Below are 12,634 nucleotides of genomic sequence, written 5' to 3'. Positions count from 1 at the left end.
GCCGCCCCGTCTCCGTCCCGCCGCCCCTCCGGCCGCTGCTCCGACCCGTGGAGCGGCGGCCGTCCGCCGTCGTGGCCTGGGGGTCCGCGGGACGCGTCGGGTAGTGTCGCAGCTGGTTCACCGGCGGACGGAGCGGAATGTGACAGCGGTGCGCGAAGCCGACCGGACAGCCGGCCGGCAGCCCGAACAGCGGTCCCGGCCCACCCCGGACACCGGACGCCGACAGCTCCGGAACCCGCTCCGGGCCCCGCTGCAGGACCTCCGTGCGGCCCCGCGCGGCCCGCTCACCGCGGCCGCCGCCCTCGCCGTGGTCTCGCTGCTCGCCTACGCCACCGTCCGGCACTTCGTCGGCACCTCGATGGTCGACATGATCGTCTACCGGGCGGAGGGCGCCGCCGTCGCCGACGGCCACGACCTCTACGCGCTGCGGGTCACCGAGTGGAACCTGCCCGCCACCTATCCGCCGTTCGCCGCGATGCTCTTCGTGCCGACCACCTGGTTCGGCATCGGCGTCCTCCGGGTCGCGATCACCGCGGGCAACGTCGTCCTGCTCGGCGTCCTCGCCCACCTCTCCTTCAAGCTCGTCGGCTGGCCCCGCCGGGAGGTGCGCCCGATCGGCATCCTGCTGGTCACCGGCCTCGGCGTCTGGCTCGAACCGGTCTTCACCACCCTGCGCTACGGCCAGATCAACCTCGTCCTGGCCTGCCTGATCCTCTGGGACCTCAACCGCCCCGACAGCCGCGGCACGGCCGCCGGCGGACCGCTGCACCGTCTCCCCAAGGGCGTCGCCATCGGCATCGCCGCCGGCATCAAGCTCACCCCCGGCCTCTTCGCCGTCTACCTGATGATCACCGGCCGCGTCCGGGCCTCCCTCACCGCCGGCCTCACCTTCCTCGGCACCTTCGCCCTCGGCGCCCTGCTGCTCCCCGACGCCACCTGGGGCTTCTGGACGAAGTACCTCTACGACTCCAGCCGCGTCGGCAAGACCGAGATCGTCGACAACCAGTCCGTCCGCGGCGCCGTCGCCCGGCTGCTGCACACCGCCGACCCCGGCACCCTGGCCACCCTCGCCGGTGCCACCGTCGCCGTCGCCGGACTCGCCACCGCCGCCTGGGCCCACCGCAGCGCCCGCTGGCTGCCCCGCGGCGAGGCCTGGGGCATCTGCTGCGCCGCGGTCACCGCCGTCCTCATCTCGCCGATCAGCTGGACCCACCACTGGGTCTGGTGCGTCCCGGTGCTCGTCCTGCTCGCCGCCGAGGCCGCCCACGAGCGCTCCCGGCCGGTCGCCGTCCGGCGGTTCCGGTGGCGGCCGATCTTCGGCGCGACGCTGCTCGCCTTCCTCTCCTTCGCCATGTGGGTCGTCCCGCACAAGGGCGACCTCGACCAGCACCTCGCGCCGCTCGCCCAGATCCCCGCCGCGGTCTACCCGCTGGTCGGCGTCGGCTTCCTGGCCGCCGCCGCCGCCCGGGTCGCGGCGCGCCGCCGCGCCGCCGGGGAGCCGCTGCTGCGGCTGCCCGAACAGCGCCCCGGCTCCTGGGCCGACGGCCGCCGCTCCGAGGGGCGCGTCCGCGCCTAGGGCGCGACTTCACAGGTGTACGGAACAGGTGTACGGGTGCCTCACAGGGGCCGCCTGGGGGCGCGTGGGGGCAACCTGGCCGCCCACGCCTCCGAAGACCGGCTCCAGGGCCCCCGGACGGACGTGCGGCGTCGGCATGCCCCCGCGGCGTGCCGTGGCCGTCCGGACCGTCCCGCTCGTCCCGTCCGATCGGTGGCCGTCCCCGGCGAGCGGCCGGCGGCGCCCCACCGGCACGCCGCAGGGCCCGGCACGCCGCAGGGACAGGTATGCCGCAGGGCCCGGCACGCGGCAGGGCCCGTTCACCCGGGCGTGAAGCCCGGCGGCCGGGTGACCGTACACCCGGGCGTGGGGCCGCTCGCGCCCGCCGTTCACGCCAGCAGCTCGGCCAGGCAGTGGTCCATGTCCAGGGCCGCCAGCTCACCGCCCGGCGGAACCAGCCGGTGCGCCCGCTCCAGCCACCCGGCCACCGGTGCCAGCGGTGCCTCCAGCAGCGCGTCCCCCGCCGGGGAGCTCAGCGCCAGGCACAGCACCCCGCGCCGCCCCGACCGCTTCGGCCAGATCCGGACGTCGCCCTGCCCGCACGGCCGGAACGTCCCCTCCACCAGCAGCTCCCGCGCGAACACCCAGGTCACCGGGTTGCCCGTGTCCAGGTGGAAGGTCACGTGCACCGCCAACGGGTCGTGGCTGCCGTACGACAGCCGGGCCGGCACCGGAACGCTGCGCTCCGGCGACAGCACCAGCTCGATGTCCAGCTCCAGTTCCACCACGCTCGGGGTCTGCTCCATGGCCGGATCCTCTCCGCTCGACCGGGCCGCCGTTCGGCCCCTCGGGAGAGGAGAGCGGCCCGCCCGCACGCTCTTACACGGGTTCGGGAAGGAGTGTTTTTCCGGAGAACCCACGGGAAGGGCGGGGCGGAAGTACTACCCTTTGTGACTGCCTGGCGACTGTCCGGCTGCGCTCCAAGCGCCATCGACGCTGCCACGAAAGAAGAACCGGATGACGGACCGACCCAACGGCGGCGCTGCGGACACCGCCGTCGGCCCCATGCCGGGCTACTACCCGGACCCGTCCATCCCGGGTTTCGTCCGTTACTGGGGTGGTACCGGGTGGGTCCCCGGCACCACCCGCCCCGCGCCCGCCGAGGGCGAGGTGCTGGAGCCGCCCCGCATCGTCAGCCGGCAGACCCCGCCGCTCGTCCCGCCGACCGCCGCTCCGCCCGTCGCCGTACCGGCCTCCGCTCCGCCGGTCTCCGTCCCCTCGGCCGCCCCGGGCGCTTCCGGGGGCGCTGCACCGGCCGTGCCGTCACCGGCCGGGCCTCCGGACGCCGGGTCGGGGTCCGGGTCCGCCGAGTCCGGGTCAGGGCCCGCGTCCGTGTCCGTGTCCGTGTCCCTGTCCGTCGAGCATGCAGGGGTCGAGCCAGCACCGGGTGAGCCCGCGCCGGCCGGGGTGCCGGCACCGGCGATGCCGTCGCTGCCGGACCGGCCGTCCCCGCCGCTCTCCGACTCGGACACGCAGACCGGGCCGGTGTACTTCGACGAGACGTCCGCCGGGGCCTCGTTCGTGATGGCCGCCCACGCCGAGGTCGAGCTGCGCCCGCGCGCGGACGTCGAACCGGTGCGGGCCGAGCAGCCTGCCCTGCGCCACGTTCCGCCGACCCTGGTGCCCCCGCCGGCCGCGGTCGTCGCCCCGTCCGCCCGCTCGGCCCCGCCCGAGGCCCTGCCCGAGACCCTGACCCCGGCGGCGCAGCCGTCCGCCGCGCAGGAGACGGAGGAGCGGGTCCCCGCGGCGCGGTCCGGCGGGTCCGGGTGGCAGGCCGATCCGAGGGCGCAGCGCGGCCTGCTGGAGACCGGTGCGGCCCCGCGCTGGGTGTCCTGGGGTGTGCTGCCGACCGGCGCGGAGGTCGAGTTCGCCGAGGTCGAGCACGCGGCCGCGCCCCCGTCCTTCCCGGCGCCGGCCCCCGTCCGGGCCCCTCAGGCCCTGCAGGCGGCGCCCGGCGCGATCGCCGCCCCTGAGGCCGAGGCGGCCGAGCCGCAGCCCACGGAGAACTCCGCGGTGCACTCCGCAGTGCACTCTGCGGCGCCCGAGACGGTGGTGGCGGAGGAGGAGCCGGAGGCGCCGCCGACACCCGGGGCGACGGTCGAGGCAGAACCCGACGTGCCTGCCGTGACCGAGCCTGCTCCCGCGGAGCCTGCCGTGGCCGAGGCGGTGCCTGCGGTGGAGCCGTTGTCGGAGGTCCCGTGGGTCGAGCCTGCGCGTACGTTCTCCGGACCGGCTCGGCGCGAGGAGCGGGTGCCGAGGGAGGCGCCCGCCACGGCGCTCCGGCCGGAGGCCGCCCGGTCGGCGGCTCCGCAGCGTGCGGCGCCCCGTTCCCCGGAGCCCGGCGCCGGGGCGGCCCCGCGGGTGGCCGAGCGGCCCGCGCCGGTGAGCCGTCCCTCCGCACCGACCCCCTCCGGGCAGGCCGCGTCCGGCCGGCGTGCTGCCGAGCAGCGCCCCGCCGAGCAGCGCCCGGCCGCGGCGGCACGCAAGGCGGCCCCGAAGCAGGCGACGAAGCAGGCATCGAAGCCGGCGCCGAAGCCGGCCGCGCTGCAGTCCGCCGGGCTCGGCCGCCGGCTGGCCGCGCGGATCGTCGACTCCCTGCTGGTCCTGGTGGTGGCGGCCGCAGCCGGGGTGCCGCTCGGTACGGAGGCCGTCGCGCACGTCCGGGAGAAGCTCGACCAGGCGCGGGCGGCCTCCGCGCTGGCGGGCCACGAGGTGCGGGTCTGGCTGGTCGACGGCGTCGTCCTGGGCAAGGCGGGCGTCCTGATCGGCGTCCTGGTGGTGTTCGGCGTGCTGTACGAGGTGCTGCCGACGGCCCGGACCGGCCAGACCTTCGGCAAGCGGCTCGTCCGGATCCGGGTGGTCGACGCCCGAGGGGGCGGCAGCGGGCGGCGCACACCGCCCTCGTTCGGCCGATCGCTGGTGCGGTGGGCCGTCAGGCAGCTGTCCGTGCTGATGCCGGTCGGCCTGCTCTGGCCGCTGTTCGACCGGCGGGCCCGCCGCGGATGGCAGGACCGGGCGGCCGCCACCCGCGTGGTGAAGGGCTGATCGGACGTCACCGCCGGGCGCGCCGTCGGCACGCTGCCGGCGCCTCTCCGGGCGGTCGTGAGCCGTTCGGCAACCCCGTCAAAACGTACCGGATGTGCCGATTCCGTGGCATGTCCGATGTTCTACTCGGTGCATGAGCACCAATGACCCCTCAGGCCAGGAGCCGGAAGGGGGCGGCAAGCCCTCCTTCGACAAGCAGCCCCCGCAGGAGGGCACGCCGTCGGGTGCGCCGTCCGACCCGTACGGCGCGCCGCCGCCTCCGCCGCCGACGGGCAGCCCGTACGACACCCCCGGCGAGTTCACCGGGACCTACGGTGCCCCGCCGCCCGGTTTCGGGACGGGCCCCGGCCACGGGGCGGCACCGCCGCCGACCCCCGGTACGGCGCCCGGTGCCGGCCCGGTGCCCGGAATGCCGCCGCTCGGCACCTGGCCCAACCGGATCGTCGCCACCCTGGTGGACTTCGTCCTGGTCGAGGCGGTCGCCGTGGCGCTGGTGGTCCCGTTCGCCAGCTTCGGCAAGCAGGACGGCTGGGTCGGTGCGACCTGGCTCGGCTACCTGCTCTGGCTGGTCTACGGCGGCCTGATGCTCGGCCGGGACGGCCAGACGCTCGGCAAGAAGCTGATGAAGGTCCGGGTCGCCATGCTCGCCGACGGGAGCGTGCCCGGCCCGGCGGCCGCCTGGACCCGGGCCGCGGTGTTCATCGTCCCCGCGCTGATCTGCTGCGGCGGACTCTGGTGGCCGATCGACGGCCTGTTCGGCGTCTTCGACAAGCCGTACCGGCAGTGCATCCACGACAAGGCTGCGAAGACGGTGGTGGTCTCCACCGCGGTCTGACGCCCGCCCCCACCGGGCCGGGGCGGCCGGGCAGGGCCGGTGGAACGATCCGCGGGCCACCGCCGGGGTCAGGACCGGCCGCGGCCCGCGGAGGCAGGTGCGGTGCGGAGACAGGTGCGGTACGGCGGACGGTCAGGACCGGCCCGCGTACTCCGGCCGGGGCCCGGGCACCGTCGATGCCTCCCGGGCCGGCTCCGCGCCGGCCGGCACGCCGCGGTCGGTGCGCCGCTGCGCGGAGAGCGTCATCAACAGCGCCGTCGCGAGCGTCCCCAGCGCCACGGCGAAGGCCACCAGCACCGCGACCTCGAACACGCCCGTGGACCCGGAGACCGCCAACAGGGCGACGGCCGATACGACGACGGTGAAGGTGCCGGTGCAGATCTGAGGGAGCGTCGGACGCGGCATGGCGGTCAGTCCTTCATGCGGAGTCGGCGGGGGAGCCGGTCGGGGGCCAGGTCGGGGAGCAGGCCGGGGATCAGGTCAGTGTCGGGGCAGTGCCTGGTCGGTGGGCCCCGGAGAGGGCCCTTCGGAGGTCTACCCAGCACGGCGGACCTCTACGTCCAGCGTAATCCCGCATATGCCGGGCATGAGGGGCGCACGGGTTCACGGCCGGCCGCCCCCGATGCCACGGCGCTGCGCCCCTGCCCGGCCGCGGTCGGTACGGTGATCGTCGGAACACCGTCATGACACTTGGGGGAGATTGTGAGCGTTCCCGCCGACTGGCCGGCCGAGGAGGCCGAGGCACTCGCCGTCCAGAAGCGTCTGAGGCCGCTGGTGTCCGCCACCGGACCCGCGCCCGCGGCGGGTTCGCTGGTGGCGGGCGTGGACGTGGCCTACGACGACGAGCGGGACGTGGTCGCCGCGGCAGCCGTCCTGCTCGACTACGGCACGCTGGAGGTCGTCGACGAGTCCACCGCCGTCGGCCCGGTCGCCTTCCCCTACCTCCCCGGCCTGCTGGCGTTCCGTGAACTCCCGGCCGTACTGGAGGCGCTCGCCGCCCTGCGGCACGAGCCCGACCTCGTGGTCTGCGACGGGTACGGACTCGCCCACCCCCGCCGCCTCGGCCTGGCCAGCCACCTCGGCGTCCACACCGGACTGCGGACCATCGGCGTCGCCAAGACCCCGTTCACGTTCACCCACCAGACGCCCGGCCCCGAACGCGGCGCCTGGTCGACGCTGATGGACGCCGGCGAAGAGGTCGGCCGGGCCGTCCGCACCCGGCAGGGCGTCAAGCCGGTCTTCGTCTCCGTCGGCCACCGCATCGGCCTGGCCGAAGCGGTGGAGACCACGCTCGCCCTCACCCCTTCCTTCCGCCTCCCCGAGACCACCCGGCGCGCCGACTCGCTCTGCCGCCGCGCGCTGGCGGCCGCCGTCGCCTGACGGGCCGACAGTTCACGCACCCGGCCCAGCCGCAGGTCAGCCGGGAGGCCCGGCTCGGTCCGTGAGGGGTTGGTTTTGGCCCGACGTGGCATGTGTTAGACATAAGGGTCAAGACCCGGGTCATGACGCCAGGAAGTACGGGGGAGGCACGAAAGACGTGAGCACGGGGAGCGGTTCCGGCTACCGCGTGGAAGTGGACAACCTGCGCGCCTTCGCGTCGCAGGTACGGGGACTGTTGGGCGAGTTCGAGTCCGCCGCGGGCGGCTCCCGAGTGCACAGCCAGAGCGGGGTCAGCCGCAGCGCGTTCGGCACCTTCTCCGAGGCCGAGGCGCTGCATGCCAAGTATCAGGACATGCGGGACAGCCTGCGCGACGTCCTGGACGCCCTCCAGCAGGCGATCGAGGAAGCCCAGCACAAGGCCGAGCTGACGGCGCGGAACTACGAGGAGCAGGAGCACGAGACCTCCCACTCCCTCAAGGTCAACTCCGACGGCTGGTCCGTGGGCAGCACCGCCACGCCCGTCACCGCGGCCTACCGGTCGAACAGCGCCGCCGGTCCAGCGGTGGGTCCGAAGGGTCCCGCGGGCAGTTCACCGGCAGGTAGCGGAGACCCGCAACCGTCGTGGTAGTGAACGATGTCCTGAACAGGGACAGTCAGCTTGAGGCCGATTTCGGGACGGGGACGGAAGGCGTCCGAGCATGAGCGGATACACGAACTTCAACGGCTACAGCCACGGTGACATGCGCGGCATGGTCCAGTCGATGGACTCCGGCGGCGTCATGGCGGCCAGCGACCCCTGGCGCAAGGCCGCCGACACGCTCAAGCAGATCCGTACGGCGCTGAACACCGCCTCGGCGGACGCCACGTCCTCGTGGGAGGGCGCGACCAGCGATGCCTTCTACACGAAGATGACCAGGCTCGCGAATGCCGTCAATAACGCCGCAGCCTATGCCAATGACGCGGCGCAGACCATGCAGATGATGTCCGAGGCGATCGACACCGCCAAGCGGGACATGCCCGAGGAGCCGAGCTTCTGGGACAAGGCCGGCGACGCGATCAGCGACACCGCCAAGTCGACCGTCGGCGTTGACGACGAGGACACCAGGACCGCCGTCACCGACGAGAAGAAGGCCCAGGCGGTCGCCGTCATGGAGACGCTGGCGGCGAAGTACCGGGTGGCGACGGCCAACCTGAAGCCGCCGCCGCGCGGCCAGGAGGACATTGAGGACCTTCCTGCGCCAGACTCATCCGCTGCTGGTGCGATCAGCGGGCTGTTGGTCGGTGGAGGCCTCGGTCTCACCGGCGGCTCCAGCTCCGGTTCGGGCACCGGTTCGGGCTCCTCCACGACCCGCCGGTCCTCCTCGACGGCCTCGCCGCAGTCGCCGAAGACCTCCACGGCCCGCATCACCGACAGTGGCATCAGCGGTGGTACCGCGAACCCCACCCCCAAGCCCAAGACGCCGACGCCTGTTGGACCGGGCACCGGAATCGACGGTGCCACGGTGACCAATCGGCCGCCCACCACTAGCGGCCCCGCTACCGGTCCCGGTCACACCGGCCCGGGCGGCGGTGGCGGGGGCCAGCATGGGGGCGGCGGCGTCTTCGACACCAGTCTTGGTGGCGGTGGCGGTCGCGGCGGCACTGGTGGCACAGGCGGCACGGGTCTCGGCCGTGGTGGATCCGGTGGGACCGGGGGCAGCCTTGGCCGCGGCGGTAACGCCTTCGGTTCGGGCGGCATGGGCGGCGGCAACGGCCTCGGTTCGGGCGCCGGTGGTCGGTCGGCCGGTGGCGGCGCGGGCGGAAGCCTCTCGCGGCGCGGCGGCGGCGTGGTCGGCGAGCCCGGGAAGGGCGGAGCCGGACGCGGCTCCTTCACCGAGGGTGGATCGGGCCTCGGGCGCAACCGCCCGGGACAGGGCGCTGCCGGAGCGGGTGGCCAGGGCCACGGGATGCCCGGCTCGCAGGCCGGCAAGAAGAAGGACAAGAAGGACGGCAAGCGGCGTCCCGACTACCTCGTCGAGGACGAGGAGACCTGGGCGTCGGGGGAGCGGGCCAACCCCGACGTGGTGGAATGATCCCCAGCACCCCCAGGTGCACCCACAGCTGATCGGGCGTCTCGTCGCTGTTCCGGCGACGAGACGCCCACCGGACGGATGAGGTGACGACGGCTTGACGACCAACCGACCGATGCGGGGTATGGCCGTGCTTGCTGCGGGCGCCCTCGTGTGGGGGATCAGCGCCGCCCCGGCGAGTGCGGACACCGTTCGCGACGGCCAGTGGGCGCTGGGCAACTACCACGTAACGAGGGATGTCTGGCCCATCAGCCAGGGCGAGAACGTTACTGTGGCGGTCATCGACTCGGGGGTCGCCGACCACCAGGATCTCATCGGACAGGTGCTGCCGGGCGCTGACTTCTCCAATGAGAACGGCGTGGACTACAAGACCGACAAGGTCGGTCACGGAACCGGCATGGCGAGTCTCATCGCCGGTCACGGCCACGGCAGTGACGCCGGAATCATGGGTCTGGCGCCCAAAGCCAAGATCCTTCCGGTGCGCATTGGCACGTTCGACATCGACAGCGGCAGCGCCGGCTCCGGCGACATCGCGGCGTCCATTCGTTACGCAGCGGATCACGGCGCCAAGGTCATCAATATGTCGATCGTCGGCGGTACTGCGGAGGACAAGGCAGTTCGGGATGCCGTCAAGTACGCCGTTGACAAGGACGTCGTGCTGGTCGGGTCTGCTGGAAACTTCGGCTCCGACCGCCCCGTGATCTACCCCGCGGCCTTCCCCGGGGTGGTAGCCGTCACGGCCATCGACTCGCAGGGCAACATCTGGTCCAAGTCGAACAGCGGTCCCGAGGTGACCCTGGCCGCACCCGGCGTGGACATCTACAGTGCGACCGCCAAGTCGGCTTCCAGTTACGGCAAGGGCAACGGCACCTCCGGCGCGGCCGCCTACGTCTCCGCCATCGCCGCGCTCGTCCGCTCGAAGTACCCGAACCTCTCGGCGGGCCAGGTCATCAACCGGATGATCAAGTCGGCTGTCGCTCCTCCGGACAAGTCGCCCGTCCCGAACAGCAAGTACGGCTACGGCATCGCCTCCGCCAAGGGTGCGCTCGCGCCGAACCCCGCGGTCGACAACGGGCCGAAGGAGAACCCGCTGCTCACCCGGGTGGAGTCGCAGGCGGACCCGTCGGGCAAGCCGTCCTCCGCGGCGTCCAAGCCGGCCCCGGGCAACAGCTCGGTGCCCGGTGACTCCTCCGCCGCGAAGGAGGACGGCGGCATCCCGGTGTACGTGCTGGCCATCGTCGGCGTCCTGGCGCTGGTGGTGCTCGGCGGCGTGATCGTGCTGGTCCGGCGGTCGCGCGGCAACGGCAGCGGTGGTGGCGGCAACGGTGGCGGCGGTGGTGGCTTCGTGCCGCCGACCCCGCCGCCGTACGGTCCGGGTGCTCAGCAGTTCCCCCCGCAGCAGCAGGCGCCGTACGCCGGTCAGGGGCAGCCCCAGCAGTCCTCGTACGCGGGCCAGGGCAACGGCCAGCCGCAGCAGTTCGGCTCCTCGCAGCCCTACCAGCAGTACCCGCCGCAGCAGCCTCCGGCAGGCGGCAGCCCCTACCGCTGACACGCCTACGAACGGCGGAAGGTTCGCAGGTCACGACGGCCCTTCGGGTACTGGTGGACTACTTGTCCCCAGTACCCGAAGGGCCGTCCGATGTTCAAGAAGCTCTGCGCCGTTCTCGCGCTCGCCGCTGCCGCCACAGTCTTCGCCGCCCCGGCGCCCGCGTTCGCGGACGGGCCCAAGACGCCCGAGGAGGCTGCGGTCTGCGAGGCGATGCTGTCGTCGGTGTTCCCCGGTCTCGGGCAGGCCGCGATCGACGCGATCTGTGCGGTCCAGGACGACGACACCACCACCGGCTGAACAGCCCGGGTTTCCACAATCGTTGATTACGGACGGCTGTCGCCGCACTAGGCTCGCGGCCGTGGATTGTTACACATGTGTTCGCACGGGAGACCCGGAAGGCCTGCCTCCGCGCGAGTCGATCGCAGGGGACGAGCACTGGCGGGTCGCCCACGCCTTCGGTTCCGCGCTGCCGGGGTGGCTCGTCCTGCTGCCCCGGCGGCACGTCACGGCGGTGGCCGAGCTGACCGACGCGGAGGCCGCCGGCCTCGGTCTCTGGCAGGTCCGGCTCTCCAGGGCGCTCGCCGAGGTGACGGGCTGCGCGAAGACGTACGTCGCGCAGTTCGCCGAGGCGGAGGGCTTCGCCCACGTGCACTTCCACGTCGTGCCGCGCAGCCCCGACCAGCCGGAGGAACTGCGCGGGCCGCGGGTGTTCGGCCTGCTCGGCAAGGACGCCGCCGCCGCGGTCGGTCCGGAGGAGATGGACCGGCTGGCGCTCCGGCTCCGGGCAGCGTTGGCGGCGGGCTGACGCAGCCGGCAGGCCGTCCGTCTCCGGCTCGTGCCGGGTTCCCGTTTCGGCCTCGGCCTCGGCTCAGAGCCTGCGGTACATCACCAGCAGGTCGACGTAGCCGAGTTCGGCGTGCAGGAAGCCTTCGGGGACGGTACCGACGGTCTCGAAGCCCAGGGACTTCCACAGCGCCACGGCCCGGTGGTTGGTGGCGACGACGGCGTTGTACTGGATCGCCCGGTAGCCGTCGGTGCGGGCCTGGGCGATGACGTGCTCGCCGAGGGCGCGGCCCACCCCGCGCCGGGCGCGGCGCGGGTCGACCATGAAGCCCGCGTTGGCGATGTGCGAGCCGGGGCCGCCCTGGTTCGGATGGGTCTCCGCGGTGCCGAGGACGGTGCCGTCGGCGTCCACGGCGACCACCGTCCGGCCCGGTGGCTGCTTGAGCCACATGTCGCGGGCGTCGGCCTCGGAGATGTCCCGGGGCCAGGTGTAGGTGTCGCCCGCCGCGACGATGTCGCGGAGGAACGGCCAGATCGCGGGCCAGTCGGCCGGGGTGGCCGCACGGATGGTCATGCCGGCGGGCGTGGCCGGTGCGTCGTGTGCGGCCTGCGTCGTGGTCGTGGTCGTGCCGTGCTCGGTCATACCAGCTCCTTCGAGAACCAGAGCTCGGCGTACGGGTCGTCGCCGTAGGGGTCGGTCGGGTGGTAGCCGAGGCGGGTGTACAGCGCGATCGCCTCGGTCAGGTCGCGGCGGGTGTTGAGCAGCATCCGCGTCACCCCGCGGGCCCGTGCGACGTCCTCGGCGGCGGTGACCAGACGCCGTCCGGCGCCGCCGCGGCGGGCGGACCGGGTGACGAACACGCGTGTCAGCTCCCCGGTGTCCGCCGCGAGCCAGCGGACGCCCGCGCAGGCCACCGGTGCCCCACCGGCCCTGGCGACCAGGAAGACTCCGCGGTCGCCGAGCAGGTCGGCGCCGTCGCCGGCCTCGTGGGCGATCTCCGCCTCCTCGGCGGGCCTGCCGTAGTAGCGGCTGATCAGCTCGTCCAGGTAGGCGTGCAGCACCGTGCGGGCGTCGGGATCGTCGACCGGTGCGGGAGCGATGGACCAGGTATCGGGTGCAGCGACGTTCACCTCGTCATTCTCGGCGGACGCCCTCGGCCCCGTGCAACGCATTTTCGGGCCTCGGCCGTCCGCTGCCCGCCGCCCCCGGGCCGTCCGGCGGTACGGGCCGGGGGCGGACCAGCGGGATCACTCGAAGGTATGAAGGATCTCCGGAACAGCAGAGTTATCCACAGGCTGGGGGCGGATCACGCCGGGGCCGTCCGGATCGTGCTGCCATTGGGGCCATGAACGAAGAC

13 protein-coding genes and 1 pseudogene are annotated in these 12,634 nt (G+C 73.7%); 10 read left to right on the top strand and 4 right to left on the bottom strand.

Features of this window, described 5'->3' with window-relative positions:
* The first annotated feature begins 139 nt into the window (after window positions 1-139).
* Window positions 140-1,576 (top strand): glycosyltransferase 87 family protein, encoded by a 1,437-nt coding sequence (locus AB0442_RS14955; protein WP_366163060.1) that lies wholly within the window; start codon window positions 140-142, stop codon window positions 1,574-1,576.
* A gap of 368 nt (window positions 1,577-1,944) precedes the next feature.
* Here the strand turns inward: AB0442_RS14955 and AB0442_RS14950 are convergent, their stop codons facing one another.
* Window positions 1,945-2,361, bottom strand: coding sequence for an SsgA family sporulation/cell division regulator (locus AB0442_RS14950; RefSeq protein WP_363542578.1), 417 nt, complete (start codon window positions 2,359-2,361; stop codon window positions 1,945-1,947).
* A 211-nt stretch (window positions 2,362-2,572) separates the two neighbouring features.
* Here AB0442_RS14950 and AB0442_RS14945 point away from each other — a divergent pair.
* The 3 genes and pseudogenes from AB0442_RS14945 to AB0442_RS14935 all read left to right on the top strand — a co-directional run.
* Window positions 2,573-2,704: pseudogene (locus AB0442_RS14945) on the top strand (DUF2510 domain-containing protein); the annotation flags it as partial.
* Window positions 2,705-3,037: 333 nt separating this feature from the next.
* The gene (locus AB0442_RS14940) at window positions 3,038-4,660 is read left to right on the top strand and encodes an RDD family protein (protein WP_366163130.1); all 1,623 of its coding nucleotides are present in this window, start codon (window positions 3,038-3,040) and stop codon (window positions 4,658-4,660) included.
* Between the two features lie 133 nt (window positions 4,661-4,793).
* A complete protein-coding gene (locus AB0442_RS14935; protein ID WP_366163058.1) occupies window positions 4,794-5,495 on the top strand; it encodes an RDD family protein in 702 nt (233 codons plus the stop codon).
* A 132-nt stretch (window positions 5,496-5,627) separates the two neighbouring features.
* On the opposite strand, the gene AB0442_RS14930 is transcribed toward AB0442_RS14935, so the two are convergent.
* On the bottom strand, window positions 5,628-5,900 hold the full coding sequence (locus AB0442_RS14930; protein WP_363542581.1) for a hypothetical protein: 273 nt from the start codon (window positions 5,898-5,900) through the stop codon (window positions 5,628-5,630).
* Between the two features lie 297 nt (window positions 5,901-6,197).
* On the opposite strand from AB0442_RS14930, the gene AB0442_RS14925 reads away from it, so the two are divergent.
* From AB0442_RS14925 to AB0442_RS14900, 6 genes are all read left to right on the top strand, one after another.
* A complete protein-coding gene (locus AB0442_RS14925; protein ID WP_366163056.1) occupies window positions 6,198-6,875 on the top strand; it encodes an endonuclease V in 678 nt (225 codons plus the stop codon).
* Between the two features lie 157 nt (window positions 6,876-7,032).
* On the top strand, window positions 7,033-7,503 hold the full coding sequence (locus AB0442_RS14920) for a hypothetical protein (protein WP_366163055.1): 471 nt from the start codon (window positions 7,033-7,035) through the stop codon (window positions 7,501-7,503).
* A 70-nt stretch (window positions 7,504-7,573) separates the two neighbouring features.
* Window positions 7,574-8,947 (top strand): hypothetical protein, encoded by a 1,374-nt coding sequence (locus tag AB0442_RS14915; protein WP_366163054.1) that lies wholly within the window; start codon window positions 7,574-7,576, stop codon window positions 8,945-8,947.
* 94 nt (window positions 8,948-9,041) lie between these two features.
* Window positions 9,042-10,493, top strand: coding sequence for a S8 family serine peptidase (locus AB0442_RS14910; protein WP_366163052.1), 1,452 nt, complete (start codon window positions 9,042-9,044; stop codon window positions 10,491-10,493).
* Window positions 10,494-10,583: 90 nt separating this feature from the next.
* Complete coding sequence (locus AB0442_RS14905) at window positions 10,584-10,790, top strand: hypothetical protein (RefSeq protein ID WP_344623450.1); 207 nt, start codon at window positions 10,584-10,586, stop codon at window positions 10,788-10,790.
* A gap of 214 nt (window positions 10,791-11,004) precedes the next feature.
* A complete protein-coding gene (locus tag AB0442_RS14900; RefSeq protein ID WP_366163050.1) occupies window positions 11,005-11,298 on the top strand; it encodes a hypothetical protein in 294 nt (97 codons plus the stop codon).
* A gap of 63 nt (window positions 11,299-11,361) precedes the next feature.
* On the opposite strand, the gene AB0442_RS14895 is transcribed toward AB0442_RS14900, so the two are convergent.
* Window positions 11,362-11,850: a GNAT family N-acetyltransferase gene (locus tag AB0442_RS14895; protein WP_366163128.1), complete on the bottom strand. Its 489-nt coding sequence runs from the start codon at window positions 11,848-11,850 to the stop codon at window positions 11,362-11,364.
* Window positions 11,851-11,915: 65 nt separating this feature from the next.
* Window positions 11,916-12,407, bottom strand: a complete 492-nt coding sequence (locus AB0442_RS14890; protein WP_366163049.1) for a GNAT family N-acetyltransferase — start codon at window positions 12,405-12,407, stop codon at window positions 11,916-11,918.
* Between the last annotated feature and the right edge of the window lie 227 nt (window positions 12,408-12,634).

It is taken from the genome of Kitasatospora sp. NPDC085895 (genome assembly GCF_040702125.1).
GTDB classification, from domain to species: Bacteria; Actinomycetota; Actinomycetes; order Streptomycetales; family Streptomycetaceae; genus Kitasatospora; species Kitasatospora arboriphila.
The sequence above is the reverse complement of the archived record's forward strand: the minus strand, read 5'-3'. Positions and strand labels throughout refer to the sequence as shown.